Origin of the sequence: Bifidobacterium callitrichos (assembly GCF_008698085.1) — a bacterium.
Taxonomy (GTDB): domain Bacteria; phylum Actinomycetota; class Actinomycetes; order Actinomycetales; family Bifidobacteriaceae; genus Bifidobacterium; species Bifidobacterium callitrichos.
Genome location: NZ_RZJP01000003.1, coordinates 276517 through 294382, shown reverse-complemented (window position 1 = coordinate 294382; position 17866 = coordinate 276517). Strand labels below are relative to the sequence as shown.

The window sequence follows — 17866 nt, the reverse complement described above, 5'->3', positions numbered from 1 at the left end:
GATAAGCAATGATCTCTCGCTGACCGCCCTTCAGCGAGAGATCTTGGTCATGAGACTGCGGGTATGTCTCATTTGCCTAACTGATGCCACGGCACACGGAGGTGAAATGCCCGTATCGGACCGTGCTGTTCTCGCGATAGCGTTCCGCCGGCTGCGGCAGCCGTTCTATCGAGCCGAGACAGGCCTCTGCCGCCGGTAAAGGATCGCGTGGTGTGCGTGCGGGTGGAACCGGCGTCTGCATTGCTCGAAGCGACTGTTATATCAGTTGGCGTGATAGTGATGCCAAGACTGCATGCATCGTTTGGGTCAGCATATTTGATCATATTACTGGTGAATTCATCGATGCCTGCGTGGATGATATCCAGTGTCATTGGGTCGTAATTCTGAGGAATGTTGCCCGTGATGGACGTGCTGATGGTGAATCCAATATTGCGCATTTCCTCTTCGGACTGTGCGAGATGGGCCACAAACATTTCCATTTCGGTATCGGGATCAGGTGATGCAAGCGATGCATCGGTTTTGGGAAACGAATTCCGGCCAGTGGAATCGGCATTGATCGGTGTTTCCGAGCTGAGAACGTCGATCGTTGATCGTACGATTTTGAGCAGTTCCTGCGATATATCGGCAAGTTGGATGATCTCAGCCCGGTATTGGTCAGGTTGTGCAGGCCGCTCCTGCCATGCTTGCAAATCATGCTGCATGCGTAGTATCTGATAGGCGAGTCTATTGGTCACCTGATCATGAAGTGTGGCGGCTATCGTTTCGCGCCGTTGCCGTTCCGCATTGATCTCTCGTTGCCGTTCCAGTTCCCGATTCATGCGACGCATGTTCGCGACGTCGTTGCGCCAGTGCAATCCGATGCCGAGATACGAGGCTGCGGGAAGCGCAACCGCAATGATCATGTCCAGAGTGTGCGACGGGTTTACACCGGTCATGCCCAGCATGTCATGAATGATGATGACGATGACGGATTGGGCTATCCCTAGGGCAATCCCCGGAAGTGATAACCGATAGGACAACACCATCAACGCGGTGGCGAATGATGGGAACAACGGTAGCATCAATGGTGACAGTGCAGGGATGGCGTTGATGCCTATCAGCAGCGTCGTCTGCATCGATACGGCGGTTACGGGGAACCGTAAGGTGATGATGCACAGCGCCATGACGGCCGCGGCAAGTATGCAACCGATCCAATCGATCGTTCCCACCATCTGATCGGCTGCCAATAGAACGATTCCATATCCATAACTCGCAGCAACTGCGATTATGCGTGCGACCTGCCATACGGCGTCGTTGGGCATGGTTCGTTGTTCATGCGAGAGATATCCGATTGTGCTGGTTTCATTGCTGTTGCTCCGATTCATAACAGACCGCGTTTCTCGCACAGAATGATGGCGTGGATTCGGTTTCGTGCATGCAGTTTGGCCATCGCTCGCTTGGCATATGTGCCGATGGTGAATTTGCTTAAGGATAGTGAATGGGCGATCTCCTCGGTCTCCAATCCCTCAGAGTACATGCGCAGGATCTCGATCTCTCGAGCAGACAGTCGATTCTCATCCGCATGGTGTGTATGTCGAGAATCCATTGCATCAGCATCATTGGCTGAGGTCGCGGACTGCACATCGGGAAATTGGACTGAAGTGTCAACGGGACATTGCACTGCCAGACCTGCCGACGCATGCCGAATCGCGTTGGTTAATCCACGAAGATCCGTTTTGGAAATCAATGCCTGAGCTCCAGCCTCGGCGGCGATGCGGGCATAGCTGCCCAACGCGAACGAAGTCATGCACACCAATCCGACCGGTAACGATCGGCGACGCAGCGTTCTGCACACCTCCGCGCCGCTTGTGACCTCCATGGACATGTCGACCAGCACCACCTGCGGTCGCGTTCCCGGATTCAGGCAGTTGTCAACCGCATCATCTCCCGAGACTGTGGTCCACAATATGCGCAGCCATGGCAGATCGCGCAGTATGCTCGAGAGCGCGGCCAGCGTCAGGTGATCGTTGTCCACGATCCCCAACGTCACTTTTTCCCCGTCTTGCTTCATACCTTGATGATACGGCTGGTTGTTTTCGACACTCTGTTATGTCACTTATGGAGGGACATGGGTGGAGCACTCTGCCTGAGTGTTGATACATTGAAATTGTTCTGGAAATAATCCAGATCACTACAATACATAGTTCCTATTGATATCAATTGGATTGTGTATATGTAGTATTGATATAAATTGGAGAACATTATGTCTATTATTGAGGATAAAGCATCTAGGATTAAAAAGTTGGCAGTTGTACTGCTGACGTGTGTTTCGATGACATTTATTCCAGTGGCATCTGCATCTGCGGCAGAGTTGGATGTTATCGTTCCTACTTCGGAGAATGGAGAATACGAAATTCAGCCTTTGTGGCTTAATCCTGAGGGTAAGCACACTCAGTATCCTGCCCAAGGGGGAGTTTGGGAATGGGGCTTCTGGAATGTTAAGATTCGTTCGTATTACACGCATAGTACGCGAGTTCATGGTTCTTCGGTTTCATTGAACGGATCGACTGTTCGCAGTATTGATACCGCTCGTGGCAAGCGTTCTATTGCAGAGAAGTATGCTGTGAATTATTGGGGAAATAACGACGCTTATTACTACCGCGTTCTTTAATTGTCATGTAGTTAGTCGGTGGCATTCTTTTCAAGATTGGCATCGGCTTTTCTTTTTTCATTGAGAGTGTGGTTTATGCATCGTCGATTGTTTTTCGCGGTATCCACGTTGGTATTCCTGCTCGCTTCATTGCTGTCCGTCATATCCAGTGATCTACATGATCGTGCATTGCCACAAGGAATCCACGCCAACGTTTCGATGATGCTGGATTTCCAATCATCCGGCATGGATGACGCATGGGCGCTGCGGGAACTCACCAACATCGGCGATCAGCGCAAGCTCGGCATCGTCAAGGTCATGCCTGATCTTGACGGCGATGCCGCGGAACGGCAGGTGTTTGTCGCGATGGATGCTACGGCACGCGGACGGCTTCCCGTGGGAACATCCATCAGACGTTTCGGCAACATGCCGGATTCCACAGTGGTGTCGGATTCTCGTCTATCGTCGGCATCCGCCAGCGGACAGTACTACCTGATTCGCGGCGACCAGTCAGATGTCGGGCTGCATGACTGGCTGAACCGCAACGGGGTGACGGTGACATGGGGCACTGATTCGCTACGTGATGATATACGTCTGCTGGTATCGCAGTTGAGTTTCATGATGTCGATGGCGGCGGCTCTTGCTCTGATAGCGACGATGGTCCTGTACTGGATGGCATCCAAGGTTCGTTCGCGGGCATTGCGTGTGTTGGCGGGCGTTTCGACATGGCGCATTCAGAAGGACGATATGATGGGTGTTCTGGTGCCGTCGCTGTGCGCGGCAAGTTGCATCGACATCACCGCGGTCACGGCGGTTGGTGTGATCAAGGGGCTCGTGTTTATACCATATTTCTTTCGCATGTTGTTGGTGCTCGAGGGCGTGATGTTGTCCGGACTGTTCGTGGCGATGCTGATCGTGGGCGCGGTTTCATGGCCTTCGACCGTGATGATCATGCGTCGCGCATCCGGCAACATCGGTCTGCGACGGTCGGCTCTCGCGATGAAGTCGGTTGTGTTCGTGGCGGTACTGGCGGTAACCGCGCCTGCGATGTCCGCCATGGCGTCAGCCGATTCGTCGGCACGCGAGCAGCGCGTGTGGGAACGTCTGTCCGATCAAGTTTCGATAGCCCTGTCCTACAATGACGATCCGCGACTGGATGCCAAGGTCGCGAACGTGTTACGCGCCATGGAAAGTGAGGGGAAGGGGGCCCTCTCCTATACGTTCACCCCGGAAACGACCGGGGAGACCGGTACCGATCCGGTGGCCTTGGTCACGGAAGATTGGCTTGATCTGGTGCGGGTCGATCCGAAACATATGAAACATGCCATACGTGTTTCGCAGGACCGCCTGTCGACGGAGGCGAAGGATGTCGTCTCCCAGCTGCCGGGATGGGCATCGGATTCACGCCACGGTGAGGACATGATCAGGCAGGCCAGATACTACATCATCGATGGCGACACGATACCGGTGCTTCAAGGAGGCTCAGACACCATGCTCTTCCCGAAACGACTGACGCTCATCGTCCTTGACGATTATTCAGGATTCTCCGACTCCGGATTTCTGGTGCCGGCGGCAACCACCCGCAACATTGTGATGACGGGATTACAGGACGTGCGATCCAGATTGCAGCGTGCCGGATTAGCGCAACGGGCTCAGGTACGCTATGTCGCCGAGGAACAGATCCTGCAGAGCCAGTTCTCCACGTATTTCGCCTGGCTGCAGGCCGCGGCGTTCGTCATGCTCATCGTCTCGTTCGCACTGACGGTCATGGTGCATGCGATGGTGCGCGCCGCACTACGTGCCAGACACGACTACCCGCTCATGTTGAACGGTATCCTCGCCGGTCGCTTGGCGGAATTCACGATACTTGCGGAAAGCGGCGCGGCGTTGGCGGCGGGAGCCGTCATCACCATGATCGCGCTCCATTCGACGGGCGCCACGGCGGCATTGGCAACCGGCGCATTGACGATACTGGCGATCCTCGTCTCGGCTCTGTCCCACATCCTGTCCGTGCGGCGTATGTTCAAGGCCGTCAACACCCGCACTCTGTAACCGTTTTTGCGTGGATATTTTGAACACGCCATGGAAAGGAAGCTCATGACCACCATAGAATGTGACAATCTGACGGTGCACATCGCCGGACGGACAATTCTTGAGCACATCAATCTGCATATTCCGGAAAGTGGCATGATCGCCCTCACCGGACCCAGCGGATGCGGGAAGACCACGCTGCTGCACACTCTTGGACTTCTGCAACAATCCGATGACGGGCGGCTGATCATCGACCATGAGGATGTCACGTATGCGTCGTCCGGCAGACGCAGACGATTCTGGCACGATACGGCCTCGTTCATCCTCCAGGATTACGGCATCATGGACGAGGAAAGCGTGGAGTTCAACGTATCCATGCAACTCGGCCCATTCGGTCAGCGTGCCGGGGGAGACCGTAGACGAATCCATGAGGCGCTCAGAGCAACAGGTTTGGCGAAGCGAATCCAGGAACCTGCATCCCACCTCAGCGGAGGGGAGAAGCAGCGCCTCGGTATTGCGCGCGCGATATACAAGAATGCATCGGTGATCTTCGCGGACGAGCCCACTGCATCACTCGACGCGCACAATCGTCAGATCGTCATCGATCTACTGCGACGCCGGGCCGGCGAGGGAACGACCGTAATTATCGCCACTCATGACCCTGTTCTGATGTCTTCATGCGACTGGAATTATCCGGTGGGCAATCACAGCAACGCGAGTTTGGGCGATACTGCAACAGCGGCATCCGACGAACGATCCGTCACTTACAGTGCGAATGTCGCAAAAACACATAAGGAGCCTCAATGAAGTACGCGGACAATTCGACAAAGGCCAACCGTAAGACAAGTCTCGGTCGGAAAGTGGTATACGCAGCCGTCGCTTTCGTCGTAGCCGCGGCGATCGCGGTCGGTCTAATCCTGACGGGCGTCATCCCGATGAGAAGAGGCAGCGCGGGACTACCATGCGATGACCTCACGTCGTATCAATCGACGCAGGATGCCTATGATACGCATCGATCTACCATCGATTCGATCAAAGCCGTTGGGAAAGGCGTCTCGATCACCGTCAAACATGCCGATTGTCCCACGGCATCGCAAGATGAAGGCTATCTGGAGATCACGTACCGAGATGAGGACGAGCGAAACGCCATCATGAAGATCCTTGACCAGGCGGAACTCGGAATATACGCTTCGTTGGTTCAGTCTGGAGGAGCAGGATTGTTCTGACAAGGCACAGATATCGACTAGTATCCTGCGCCGTAAATTCATTGTTGAATTGACCACTCCTCAGACCTGCTTCAGGCCTGCTTCGCGGTCTGGCTCGTCCTGCGATTACGGATGCGCTGCGCGCGTCATGCTGGCTCGCCTGTCGGCCCCGCACGTTGCCTGCAAACGGCGAAGCTGTTTTCTTCACGGTGACGTTTTGGCCAACGGCGACGCCCCGACAAGGGGAGATGGGATGTGACCAACGAATTTCCGGTGGAGGTACTAGACACTCGGCCGCGCCATCGCAGACCGACTCAATTGCGTCGCCCGGCCACGCCTCAGCTGTGCCGTTCAGCCATACTGTCCAGCTGTGCTGCAGCTGTGCCGTCCGGCTATGCTCTGGCTGTGCCGTTCAACGCATTTTTCAGTGTTTTTGGCGTTGAGCGGCACGACGATACGTCATTGCTGCCTCGCCGACTTTTTGACGTGTTGTCAAAATGGCTGTTTTCCAACGATTCTGCAATGGCCGGTATCGCAAGGACCGCCCCTGTCGCCGATTTGTCTGCCGTTCAACGTGAAAAACCACCGAAATTGCGTTGAGCGGCACGGTTTTCTGCCGCTCAACGAACATCAACCGATTGACATGCACTGAGTGGCAGACCATCGCGACTCATCGCGCATCCATCCCCGATCCACCCCGATCGACGTCTCGGACCCTACGGAATCAAACGTTTTCGCCACTTCCCACCACCCACTCAACGTCGGATCCTACAGGATCGGACGAAATGTGTGTGTTCAATAGAAAGTCAATAGAAAGTGGGCCGTATGGGCGTGTGGAAAGGCTTCGAAGCGGGCCCGAGGGGGTGGCCAATTCAACAACGAACTTCCAACGGAGGATACTAGTGGGTTTCTTTGTCATTGGAGTGATGACGAAGCCGCAACGGAACCACAGCTAAACCAGCAAGGAGCGGGGGATGACGGTACGCTGATCGAGACCGTAGGCTTGGCCGAGCGGCCTTGAGCGTGTCCCGATCAGCGTACCGTCATCCCCCGCGGTCAACGCTGGACAGGCGGAACGAAAGTGCCGGCAGGCTATCGCCAGTCAGAAGTCGAAATCGTCCGGGTCGGCGCCGTTGCGGCGGCCGGTGTCGATCGCGTTGACGGCGGCCATGTCGGCGTCGGACAGCTGGAAGTCGAAGACGTCGAGGTTCTGGCGGATGCGCTCGGCGTGCGTGGACTTCGGCAGGACGATGACGCCGCGCTGGATGTGCCAGCGGATCACGACCTGCGCGGCCGACTTGCCGTACTTCGCGCCGATCTCGGACAGACGCGGGTCGGCGAGCAGCGTGCCGCCGGTGCCGCCGAGCGGACTCCACGCCTCCACGTCGATGCCCTGCGCGTGCGCGAAGTCGATGAGCTCCTGATTGGCGAACTGCGGTGAGGATTCGATCTGGTCGACCGCCGGCTTCACGTCCGAATTCGCAAGCAGCTCCTCCAAGTGATGCCGCTGGAAGTTGCTCACGCCGATCGCCTTCGCGCGGCCGGACGCGTAGATCGCCTGCAGGTCATCCCACGCCTGCTGCCAGCCGTCGGCCGGCCAGTGGATCAGGTACAGGTTCACGTAGTCGAGGCCGAGACGATCGAGGCTCTCCTCGAACGCGTCCTGTCCGCGGCGGGCGCGGATGTCGTCGTTCCACAGCTTCGTCGTCACGAAGATGTCGTTGCGAGGCACGCCGGAACGGCGGACGCCCTCGCCCACGGACGCCTCGTTGCGGTAGATCATCGCCGTGTCGATATGGCGGTATCCGGCTTCGAGCGCCGCAGTGACCGCGTTGACCGTGGTGTCGCCGTCCGGCGTCCGGAACACGCCCAGTCCCACCTGCGGGATGACCGTTCCGTTGTTCAGCGTGATCGTCGATTGAATCGCCATGATGCTCCCTTCGTGGCAATGGTGTTTTCCCTTCGTCAGCCATTGTACGGTCGGCCATGGCGTCCTGAGATGCCCGTTCTCGCCCATTCTCGATGGTTCGAGTCTGATTCCCGGCGCAACAATTTCCCGAGCGGAACGGCCATTTCCGGAATTTGTTGCACTGACCGGTCATCAGCGCAACAATCTCCCGAAATCGGCCTTGAGCTCCCGAGATTGTTGCACTCACTCCGACTCAGCGCAACATATTCCGGAGCAATGGGCTTATTTCCGGAATTTGTTGCGCTGAGATGTGGTGGTTGTGGCGGTGATTTTGTGGTTGCGGTGGACACGTGGCAGGACGCCACTGTAAACGTTGAGTATGTGCTGCGCAACCAATGATGGACGATGGATAATGGGGTCATGGATGGAATGGGCGATGGGAATGGGAACGCGATCGGTGTCGAGCTATCGGGATTGACGATCCGGCACGCGACCGCATCGGACGTCGACGCGATCGCGGCGATCGAATCCGCGTGCTTCCCGCCGGCGGAGGCCGCCGACCGGGAGACGATCCGCGAGAGGGTCGCGGTGTATCCGGAGTGCTTCTGGCTGCTGTGCTGCGACAATGGACGGGACGCCGGCCGCATCATCGCGTTCATCAATGGGTTCGCCACGGATCGACCCGATCTGACCGACGACATGTACGACGATCCGTCCGGTCATAATCCAAAGGGTGCGTGGCAGATGATTTTCGGTGTCGACACGGCGCCGGAATACCGGCGTCGCGGGTATGCGAGCCTGCTGATGCGCCGTGTCATAGCCGATGCGCGCGCCGCCGGGCGCAAGGGACTGGTGCTCACCTGCAAGGATCGCCTTGTCGGCTTCTACGCGCGGTTCGGTTATGTGGACGAAGGGATCAGCGGTTCCACGCATGGAGGCGTCGTCTGGCATCAAATGCGATTGACATTCTGATTTGACGGTGAGGTGCGACGATCGGGCGGTGACTACGATGGGCGGCATGGATACACGGGATGCGTGGAACGAGGATGAAGCGCGAAAGGCGCGCAGGGATGAACTGCGCGGTGACGCATTGCACGGTGTGACGCAGCACGGGGATGCGCCTCGCTACGCGGCGACGTTCGATTCGGGGACCACGGCGCTGAAGGGCGCGCTGGTCGCGCTGGACGGACGGATCGTGGCGAGCGCGAGCGAGGATCTGGACCTGATCATCGCAGGGCCTCACGGCGAATACCGCGAACAGGATCCGGACCAGTGGTGGCGTGCGTTCGTCGCGGTGAGCCGGCGTATGCTCGCTGCGGCGGCCGCGAACGAACCCGGTTTTCATACGGGCGATTCGGCCGATTCGGGTGATTCGAACGATGCGGCTGGAACCGGCCGTATCGCGGGGATCATCTTCAGCGGTCAGATGCAGGACGTGATCGCATTGGACCGCGACCTCAACCCGGTGCGCAACGCCATCCTGTACTCGGATGGCCGGGCGGAGGAGGAAGCCGTCGAACTCGCGGAGCGGTATGGTGCAACCGCCGGTAATGCGGCCGATAACACGGTAAACGATGACACGGTAAACGACGGCACGGTTTCCGTTGGGAAGACGTCTGATGCATCCCGGGAAACCGGTTCCCGGCGATTCCTCGATGTGGTCGGCAACCGTCTCGAGGGATGCCTGCCGCTGCCGAAGCTCATGTGGATGCGCGCTCACGAGCCGGAGCTCTTCGCCCGCACCGTCCACGTGCTCATCAGTTCGAAGGACTATCTCATCGCACGGCTTACGGGCCGTTGCATCGGTGACGTCGCCGCCTGCTCGACCGCCGGCGCGATGGACATCCGCTCCGGCGAATGGGATGCGGGCCTGCTCAAGGCGTCGGGCATCGTCGGCGGAGGTGATGCAGGTACAGGCTTAAATGCGAGTGATGCCGATGGCGGCGCGAGCGGCGCCGATGTCGTCGACGCTACGTGCTTCGGCCGTGGCGGGATCCTGCCCGAACTGCACCGTCCGCAGGACGTCGTCGGCGAGGTGACCTCGCAAGCCGCCGCCTTGACCGGTTTCGCGCCTGGGACCCCGGTGTTTGCCGGCATCGGCGACGCGGGCGCCACCACATTCGCCAGCGGCGTCGACCGTCCGGGACGCTACAACATCAACCTCGGCACGTCCGGCTGGATCGCGACCGTCTCGCCCGAGCCGTTCGTCGACAAGCCGGGCGCGGCGAACCTCGCGTTCGGCGTGGCCCCGGGATTCGTCAACGCCGTCCCGTTCCTCAACGCCGGCGACGTGCACAAGTGGGTGACAAGAGCGCTCGCCGGCGTCACCTCCGCAACCCCCGAGACGTCCGACTACGCCGCGGCACACGATCTCATCGAACAATCCCGGCCCGGCGCGAACGGCGTCCTGTGCCTGCCGTACCTCGTGGGGGAGCGGTTCCCGGTCATGAACCCGTCGATCCGCGGCGCGTACGTGGGCATTTCGCCGGACACCACGCGCGCCGACCTCGTCCGGGCAGCGCTGGAGGGCGTCGCCTTCTCGATCCGTCAGGGCATGGAGAGCTTCGACACGGCGCCGGAGGAGATCTCCCTGATCGGCGGCGGCGCCCGCGAACCCGCCTGGTGCCAGATCATGGCCGACGTGCTCGCGCACGACATCAAGGTCTTCACCAACGCCGACATCCTCCCCGCGGTCGCCCTGGCCTCCCTCGTATTCCAGAACCCGCGGATCCTCACCGATGCCGCACAAGGCACGACCTACACCCCCGACCCGGCAGCAACAGCCGTATACGGCAGGATCTATCCCAGATTCCTCACCCTCTACCCCGCACTGTCAACAATGAAGTAGAAGGCGGAAACGCAACGAACCAGCGCAAAGGAGCGGAGGACGACGACGCGCTGTTCGGGACCGTAGGCTTGGCCGAGCGGCCTTGAGCGTGTCCCGAACCGCGCGTCGTCGCCCTCCGCGGTCGTGCGGCGGTCGCGGAGCAAAAGAAGTCGCGACAAAGGCAACCGGGGCGGGGAGGGGAGTCGTCCTCCGCGGCCGCGGGAAAGGTGACAAGATAACGAAATCTCACGATTCGGCTGGAATTGGACGCTTCCCGACGATTCGTGCGCGAACGTTGTTACGATGGGCTGTTATGAGCGAGAACAGCGAAAACATCATGCGAATCATCGATCTTCGAGGCAAGAGCCTCTCCCGTGCCGAGCTGCTGGCCGCGATGCCGCGTGCCGCCATGGGCACCTCCGAGGCCACCGATCTAGTGCGTCCGATTCTGGATGACGTCAAGGAGCGCGGAGCGGCGGCCCTGCGCGATTTCGAGGAGAAGTTCGACCATGTGCGCCCCGAGCACCTTCGCGTGCCGAAGGAGGCGTTCGCCGAGTCCCTCGAGACCCTTGATCCCGAGGTCCGCTCCGCCATCGAGGAGTCGGTGCGCCGCGCCCGCGCCGTCGCCGCCAATCAGGTGCCGAAGGACTTCTACACCGATCTGGCCGAGGGTGCCCGCGTCGCCGAGCGTTGGATTCCGATCCAGCGCGTCGGTCTGTATGTACCGGGCGGCAAGGCCGTCTACCCGAGCTCGGTGATCATGAACGTGGTGCCCGCGCAGGCCGCCGGCGTCGAATCGCTGGCCATCGCCACCCCGCCGGCACGTGACGGCTCCGGCCTGCCGAACCGTACGATCCTCGCCACCTGCGCGATCCTCGGCGTCGACGAGGTGTACGCGGTCGGCGGCGCCCAGGCCATCGCCATGTTCGCGTACGGTGCCAAGGGCTCCGAGCCGCAGGACGGCGACGTGCTGTGCGATCCGGTCGACAAGATCACCGGTCCGGGCAACATCTTCGTGGCCACCGCCAAGTCGCTGGTCTCCGGTTTCGTCGGCATCGACGCGGTCGCCGGCCCCACTGAGATCGGCATCATCGCGGACGAGACCGCGAACCCGAGCCTCCTCGCCGCCGATCTCATCGGACAGGCCGAGCATGACGAGCTGGCCGGCTCCGTGCTGTTCACCGACTCCACCGAGATCGCCGAGAAGGTGCAGGAGAACCTCAACTACCGCGTGCCGCGCACCGAGCACGCCGATCGCGTGCACACGTCCCTGTCCGGCACGCAGTCCGCGATCGTCCTGACCGATGACCTCGATCATTCGATCGACGCGGCCAACGCGTACGCCGCCGAGCACCTGGAGATCCAGACCGCCGACGCGGACGCGGTCGTCAAGCGCATCAGGAACGCCGGCGCGATCTTCCGCGGCCCGTACTCCCCGGTACCGCTGGGCGATTACATGTCCGGCTCCAACCACGTGCTGCCCACCGGCGGCACCGCCCGCTTCGCCGCCGGCCTCGGCGTGCACACGTTCATGAAGCCGGTCGAGGTCATCGAATACGACGAGGAGGGTCTGAAGGCCCTGGCCGCGCGCATCAACGCGTTCGCGGTCTCCGAGGATCTGCCCGCGCACGGCGAGTGCGTGCTGTCCCGCTTCGTCAAGGACCCGTATGACAAGGCCACTCTGCGCGAGCAGGAGAAGGAGGCCGGTCTGCTGTGAGCGGAAACAACGAGACCAACGGCAACGCGATTCCGGCGAACCTGCCGCTGAGGAACGACCTGATCGGCGAGGAGCCGTACGGCGCGCCCCAGCTCGACGTGCCGGTCTGCCTCAACGTCAACGAGAACCCGTACGCGCCGGATCCGGCCGTGTGCGACACGATCGCTAGGCGCGTGCGCGAGATCGCGCCGACGCTGAACCGCTACCCGGATCGCGAGCACATCGAACTGCGCAAGGCGTTCTCCGACTACCTCGCGCGCGAATCCGGCGCCCGTCTCGACGTCGACGAGCTGTGGGGCGCGAACGGCTCCAACGAGATCATGCTCCAGCTGTTCCAGGCGTTCGGTGGCCCGGGCCGCACCGCGCTCGGCGCCGACCCGACCTACTCGATGTACCCCGAGTACGCGCGCGACACGTTCACCGGATGGAAGCTCGCGCATCGCAACGAGGACTTCACGCTGAACGTCGAGAAGACCATCGAGGCGATCCACGAGGTCAAGCCGAGCATGGTGCTGCTCACCAGCCCGAACAACCCCACCGGCACGCCGCTGGCGATGGAGGACATCGAGCGCATTCTCGCCGCCTGCGAGACCGCTGAGGTCGAGGGCGCCGGCGAGGGCGTGCACCCGATCCTCGTCATCGACGAGGCGTACGTCGAGTTCCGCAAGCCCGGCACGCCAAGCGCCGTGACCCTCATCAAGGATCATCCGAACCTCGCCGTCTCCCGCACGATGAGCAAGGCGTTCGCCTTCGCGGGCGCGCGCGTCGGCTACCTCGCCGCGAGCAAGGGCATCATCGACTGCGTGCGCATCGTGCGCATGCCGTATCACCTGTCCGCCGTGACTCAGGCCGCCGCGATCGCCGCGTTCGAGCACACCGACGAGCAGCTGAGCCGCGTCGAGCACCTGCGCGAGACCCGTGAGGCCACCGCCGAGTGGCTCAAGGCCCAGACCTACAAGGGCGAACCGCTCGAAGTCGCCGAATCCGGCTCCAACTTCCTGCTGTTCGGCGGTCATTTCGACGACCGCGAGGCGATCTTCGACGAACTGCTCAAGCGCGGCGTGCTGATCCGCGTCGTCGGCCCCGACGGCTGGCTGCGCGTGTGCATGGGCACCGATGAGGAGATGGCCCGCTTCCGCGAGGCGCTCGTCGAGTCGATGCGTCTCGTCGAGGCCCGCTGAGCACAGTCAGAACCCAATCGATATAAGGAGCGTAAGCATCATGGCGCGCACCGCGCACATCGTTCGCGAGACCAGCGAATCGCACATCGACCTCGAGCTGAACCTCGACGGCACCGGACAGACCGACATCGACACCTCCGTGCCGTTCTACAACCACATGATGAACGCGCTCGGCAAGCATTCGCTCATCGATCTGAAGATCCACGCGCACGGCGACACCGACATCGACGTGCATCACACCGTGGAGGACACGGCCATCGTTTTCGGCGAGGCGTTGAAGCAGGCGCTCGGCGACAAGCGCGGCATCCGCCGGTTCGCCGACGCCACCGTGCCGCTCGACGAGGCGCTCGCCAAGGCCGTCGTCGACATCTCCGGACGCCCGTACGTGGTGTGCTCCGGCGAGCCGGAGGGCTTCGAATACTGCATGATCGGCGGCCACTTCACCGGTTCGCTCGTGCGTCACGTCATGGAGTCGATCGCCCTGCACGCCGGCATCTGCCTGCACCTGCAGGTGCTCGCCGGCCGCGACCCGCACCACATCGCCGAGGCCGAGTTCAAGGCGCTGGCCCGCGCACTGCGGTTCGCGATCGAACCGGACCCGCGCATCGAGGGACTGATCCCGAGCACGAAGGGAAGCCTGTGATGGCGGACGACTTCGACGACGACAAGGATCGCTCCGGCCGGGATTCCAACCCGGGCGATTCGCATCTGACCGACGAGGACATCGCGAAGGCACTGGAGGGATTCGAGAAGGAGTTCGCCGACGAGGAGACCTCCGACCTGTCCGACGTGGACGACCTCGACCCGCATCCGGACTCAAGCGTCGACGACCTGTCCGACGATCTCGACATCGACATCCCGGACGACGCCTCGTCGATCGACCCGTCGTTCGGCTTCGAGGATGCGCTCGACGGTCTGCTCGGCAACAAGGCCAAGATGGCGGCGCTGGTCACGCGCATCGCGTCCGCGCCGCTGCTCGCCGCGTTCTGCCAGCTGTCCGACATCTCCGCAGACTGCGTCGGCTCGAATCAGGGCGCGATCGCGGTCCTGCGCAATCTCGACGGCGACGGCCCCGAGGCCGCGGCCCGCGACATCACCACCGTGGTCGGTGGCATGAGCGTCGTGCTCGGCGTCAACCGCGCCGACAAGCTCGAGGTCTCGATCTACGCGGGCGGCAAGGCGGGGGAGACCCTCGCCCCGCCGATCCTGTTCAACTCGACGCCGCGATTCGTCGAGGACCTGATGCTCGGCATCACCACCGTCGCCCAGCTCAAGACGCAGGGCTTCGAGGTGGTCGACTCCGGCAGCCTCGATCACGAGTCCGCGATGAAGGTGATCGCCGAGCACACGCGGTTCGGCCGCGGAGGAGCCACGCGCGGGTCGAGCATCGACTGACCCGCATCACACTGATCACACTGTAAGTACCTAAGGGGGATCAATGACCACTGCGGTCGTGTTCGACTATGGATTCGGCAACGTGCGCTCCATGGTGCGCGCCCTTGCGCGCCTCGGCGTCGACACCTCACTCACCTCCGACTACCGTCAGGCTCTCGAGGCCGACGGTCTCGTCGTGCCGGGAGTCGGCGCGTTCGCCGCGTGCATGGAGGGCCTGAAGAAGGTCGGCGGCGACCGTGTGATCACGGATCGCCTGCGCGCTGGCCGCGCCGTGCTCGGCGTGTGCGTCGGCGAGCAGGTGCTCTTCGAGCTCGGTCACGAGCATGGCGAGGAGTCCCACGGCGTCGGACTGATCGGCGGCAGCGTCGATCCGCTGGACGCCGACGTCGTGCCCCACATGGGCTGGGACACGGTCGAGGCCGCCGACGGCTCCGCACTGCTCAAGGGCGTGGAGGACGAGCGTTTCTACTTCGTCCACTCCTACGCGGCGCTCGACGCGAAGGCGAAGGACCTGAGCGAGTTCCAGATCGAACTGCCCGACGAGCAGCGCATCACGTGGTGCACGTACGGCCGCAGCCGTTTCGTCGCCGCCTATGAACGCGGCCCCCTGTTCGCCACGCAGTTCCACCCGGAGAAGTCCGGCGACGCCGGCGCTCAGCTGCTCGAAAACTGGATCGCCACGTTCTAACGGGCGGACACCTATCTACGAAAGGTTATTGACATGTCGTTGACTCTGCTTCCCGCCGTCGATGTCCGTGACGGCAAGGCCGTGCGCCTGCGTCAGGGTGAATCCGGTTCCGAAACCGACTACGGCTCCCCGCTCGAGGCGGCCCGCACGTGGGTCGAGTCCGGTGCCGAATGGATCCACCTGGTCGACCTGGACGCCGCGTTCGGCACCGGCGACAACCGTGCCCAGCTGCGCGAGATCGTCCACGAGCTCGGCGACCGCGTCAACATCGAGATGTCCGGCGGCGTGCGTGACGACGCCTCGCTCGACGCGGCCCTCGAGGCCGGCGCGGCCCGCGTGAACATCGGCACCGCGGCGCTTGAGAACCCCGAGTGGACGCGCAAGGCGATCGCCAAGTACGGCGACCGCGTGGCCGTCGGCCTGGACGTGCGCGGCCACACGCTCGCCGCTCGCGGCTGGACCCGTGAGGGCGGTGACCTGTTCGAGACGATGAAGATGCTCGACGACGCCGGCTGCTCCCGCTACGTCGTCACCGACGTGGCCCGCGACGGCATGATGAGCGGACCGAACCTCGACCTGCTGCGCGAGGTCGCTGAACGCACCGACGCCAAGGTCACCGCTTCCGGCGGCATCGCCAAGCTCGACGACCTGCGCAACATCCGCACGCTCGCCGAGCTCGGCGTCGACTCCGCCATCCTCGGCAAGTCGCTCTACGCCCGCGCCTTCACCCTCGAGGAGGCGCTGGAGGTCGCCCGCTGAGCGGCACCGTCCGCTAGGCGCAGGGCAGCTCGCCCTTCTTGATCATGCGCTTGAACACGGCGTAGTCCTCGTCGTTCTGTTCGGCGTAGCTCACCGCGAACGAGGCGATCGCCCGGTCGAAATCGTCCGAACCGCCGAGGTAGTTCGCGATCGCGATCGAATCGCCCGTCCGCGCGTGCGCGTGCGCGAGACACCACGCGCACATGCGGGACAGGTCGGACAGCGCCGTTGCGTTGAGGTTGTCGATGTCGATCGAACCCTTGCCGTTCCACAGCTGACGCACATAGTAGTCGCGCTTCCTGCCGTCCTCGGCGAGGAAGCTCGTCCAGCCGAGCAGCACGTCGGCGGTTGACTGGATCAGCTTCTGACCCTGCACCACGCGTTCGCCGTGCGTCGTGTACGGGGAGGCGCCGCAGTAGTGCTCGAGCACCGAATACGTGGCCTCCTTCATCTGGATCATCATCGGGTCGTCGATGTCGCGCGCGATCCACACGCTCGCCCATGCGCGCTGGCCGACCGATCCGACGCCCACCACCTTGCGCGCGCTGTCCTGATAGCGGAAGTGGTCGAACACCCAGCGGCGATCCTCGTACAGGGAGTGGCGGTAGTTGTCGAACAGGGTGTCGAGGCGCGCCTGCAGCGCCTCCGGGTCGGCGTAGCTCGTCAGCTCGTTGATCGGCACCAGTTCCGGCGGATTGGACTTGAAGCGCAGTTTGCCGTCCTTGAGCCGGCACAGTTTCGCGGCGGCCGCGTCGTTGTCCTTGAGCAGCGCCTTCATCGCGGCCTCGCGCAGCGTGCGGTTGCGCTTGCCGCCCTCGTTCGTCTCGAAGCGGTCGAGCGTCTCCTCGACGTCGAGGTGCTCGTACCAGGCGTCGAGATAGTCCATTTCCGAGAACTGCTTGATGCATTCGCGGTACGTCTCCACGCACTTGAGGACGGCGGCGCGCACGTCCTTCTCCTTGAGCTTGTTCGCTCGCCCGCAGATCTCCACCGACACCGCGAGACGCTTCAGATCCCACTCCCACGGGCCGATCGCGGTCTCGTCGAAGTCGTTGATGTCGAACACGAGTCGCGCCGAGGGGGAGCGGAAGATGCCGAAGTTGCCGATGTGCGCGTCGCCGACGCACTGCACCGGGATGCCGGTGACGGGCGTGGTGGCGAGATCGTTGGTCATGATGAGCACGGTGCCGCGGTAGAAGGTGAAGGGGCTGACGCTCATGCGCTTGTATCTCAGCGGGATCAGATCGGGCACGCGGATCGCCGACTGCTCCTCGAGCAGCGCGATCGCCTCGCTGCGGTCCGACCTCACCTGCCAGATGGCGTGCGATTCGAGAGGCGCCTTCGTGCGGGCGGCGATGCCTGCGCGGGATCGCTCGCGCGGATCGTCGGCCTGTCTCCACGACGTGACGTCGACGGGGGGATTGGCGGACGGGGTCAGATGGTCTTGCGCAACTGCGCTAACTTCGCTCATAAGGTTCTACTTTAGCGCGGGTGCGGGGCGTGCGATTTAGGAGTCGCACGCCGT

General features: G+C 61.9%; 17 protein-coding genes. 13 read left to right on the top strand and 4 right to left on the bottom strand.

Annotated elements, in window-relative coordinates; all coding sequences use genetic code 11:
* Nucleotides 1-68: 68 nt before the first annotated feature.
* On the bottom strand, nucleotides 69-1364 hold the full coding sequence (locus tag EMB92_RS08265; protein WP_150394474.1) for a sensor histidine kinase: 1296 nt from the start codon (nucleotides 1362-1364) through the stop codon (nucleotides 69-71).
* Nucleotides 1361-2050, bottom strand: a complete 690-nt coding sequence (locus EMB92_RS08260) for a response regulator transcription factor (RefSeq protein WP_150394473.1) — start codon at nucleotides 2048-2050, stop codon at nucleotides 1361-1363. The genes EMB92_RS08265 and EMB92_RS08260 overlap by 4 nt, the downstream gene beginning before the upstream one ends.
* Nucleotides 2051-2242: 192 nt before the next feature.
* Between EMB92_RS08260 and EMB92_RS08255 the strand changes: the two genes are divergently transcribed.
* The 5 genes from EMB92_RS08255 (at nucleotide 2243) to EMB92_RS08235 (ending at nucleotide 6465) form a co-directional block, all read left to right on the top strand.
* A complete protein-coding gene (locus EMB92_RS08255) occupies nucleotides 2243-2650 on the top strand; it encodes a lactococcin 972 family bacteriocin (protein WP_081887429.1) in 408 nt (135 codons plus the stop codon).
* An 18-nt stretch (nucleotides 2651-2668) separates the two neighbouring features.
* The gene (locus EMB92_RS08250; RefSeq protein WP_223847642.1) at nucleotides 2669-4681 is read left to right on the top strand and encodes a bacteriocin-associated integral membrane family protein; all 2013 of its coding nucleotides are present in this window, start codon (nucleotides 2669-2671) and stop codon (nucleotides 4679-4681) included.
* Nucleotides 4682-4726: 45 nt separating this feature from the next.
* The gene (locus EMB92_RS08245) at nucleotides 4727-5467 is read left to right on the top strand and encodes an ABC transporter ATP-binding protein (RefSeq protein ID WP_150394472.1); all 741 of its coding nucleotides are present in this window, start codon (nucleotides 4727-4729) and stop codon (nucleotides 5465-5467) included.
* On the top strand, nucleotides 5464-5886 hold the full coding sequence (locus EMB92_RS08240; protein WP_150394471.1) for a hypothetical protein: 423 nt from the start codon (nucleotides 5464-5466) through the stop codon (nucleotides 5884-5886). Before EMB92_RS08245 ends, EMB92_RS08240 begins: the two co-directional genes overlap by 4 nt.
* A gap of 234 nt (nucleotides 5887-6120) precedes the next feature.
* Nucleotides 6121-6465: a hypothetical protein gene (locus tag EMB92_RS08235; RefSeq protein ID WP_150394470.1), complete on the top strand. Its 345-nt coding sequence runs from the start codon at nucleotides 6121-6123 to the stop codon at nucleotides 6463-6465.
* Between the two features lie 502 nt (nucleotides 6466-6967).
* Here the strand turns inward: EMB92_RS08235 and EMB92_RS08230 are convergent.
* Nucleotides 6968-7795, bottom strand: a complete 828-nt coding sequence (locus EMB92_RS08230) for an aldo/keto reductase (RefSeq protein WP_150394469.1) — start codon at nucleotides 7793-7795, stop codon at nucleotides 6968-6970.
* A 408-nt stretch (nucleotides 7796-8203) separates the two neighbouring features.
* On the opposite strand from EMB92_RS08230, the gene EMB92_RS08225 reads away from it, so the two are divergent.
* From EMB92_RS08225 to priA, 8 genes are all read left to right on the top strand, one after another.
* Nucleotides 8204-8746, top strand: a complete 543-nt coding sequence (locus tag EMB92_RS08225) for a GNAT family N-acetyltransferase (protein WP_150394468.1) — start codon at nucleotides 8204-8206, stop codon at nucleotides 8744-8746.
* A gap of 46 nt (nucleotides 8747-8792) precedes the next feature.
* Nucleotides 8793-10622 carry a xylulokinase gene (locus tag EMB92_RS08220; RefSeq protein ID WP_223847641.1) on the top strand — a complete coding sequence of 610 codons (1830 nt, stop codon included), beginning with the start codon at nucleotides 8793-8795 and terminating at the stop codon, nucleotides 10620-10622.
* 316 nt (nucleotides 10623-10938) lie between these two features.
* Nucleotides 10939-12318, top strand: coding sequence for a histidinol dehydrogenase (gene hisD, locus EMB92_RS08215; protein WP_150394578.1), 1380 nt, complete (start codon nucleotides 10939-10941; stop codon nucleotides 12316-12318).
* A complete protein-coding gene (locus EMB92_RS08210) occupies nucleotides 12315-13499 on the top strand; it encodes a histidinol-phosphate transaminase (RefSeq protein ID WP_043166356.1) in 1185 nt (394 codons plus the stop codon). Before hisD ends, EMB92_RS08210 begins: the two co-directional genes overlap by 4 nt.
* A gap of 40 nt (nucleotides 13500-13539) precedes the next feature.
* A complete protein-coding gene (hisB, locus tag EMB92_RS08205) occupies nucleotides 13540-14142 on the top strand; it encodes an imidazoleglycerol-phosphate dehydratase HisB (protein WP_043166357.1) in 603 nt (200 codons plus the stop codon).
* Nucleotides 14142-14894 (top strand): hypothetical protein, encoded by a 753-nt coding sequence (locus EMB92_RS08200; RefSeq protein ID WP_150394467.1) that lies wholly within the window; start codon nucleotides 14142-14144, stop codon nucleotides 14892-14894. The genes hisB and EMB92_RS08200 overlap by 1 nt, the downstream gene beginning before the upstream one ends.
* A 43-nt stretch (nucleotides 14895-14937) precedes the next feature.
* On the top strand, nucleotides 14938-15582 hold the full coding sequence (gene hisH / locus EMB92_RS08195) for an imidazole glycerol phosphate synthase subunit HisH (protein ID WP_150394466.1): 645 nt from the start codon (nucleotides 14938-14940) through the stop codon (nucleotides 15580-15582).
* A gap of 33 nt (nucleotides 15583-15615) precedes the next feature.
* Nucleotides 15616-16341, top strand: coding sequence for a bifunctional 1-(5-phosphoribosyl)-5-((5-phosphoribosylamino)methylideneamino)imidazole-4-carboxamide isomerase/phosphoribosylanthranilate isomerase PriA (gene priA / locus EMB92_RS08190; protein WP_150394465.1), 726 nt, complete (start codon nucleotides 15616-15618; stop codon nucleotides 16339-16341).
* 13 nt (nucleotides 16342-16354) lie between these two features.
* Here the strand turns inward: priA and EMB92_RS08185 are convergent, their stop codons facing one another.
* On the bottom strand, nucleotides 16355-17812 hold the full coding sequence (locus EMB92_RS08185; protein WP_150394464.1) for a DUF2252 domain-containing protein: 1458 nt from the start codon (nucleotides 17810-17812) through the stop codon (nucleotides 16355-16357).
* Between the last annotated feature and the right edge of the window lie 54 nt (nucleotides 17813-17866).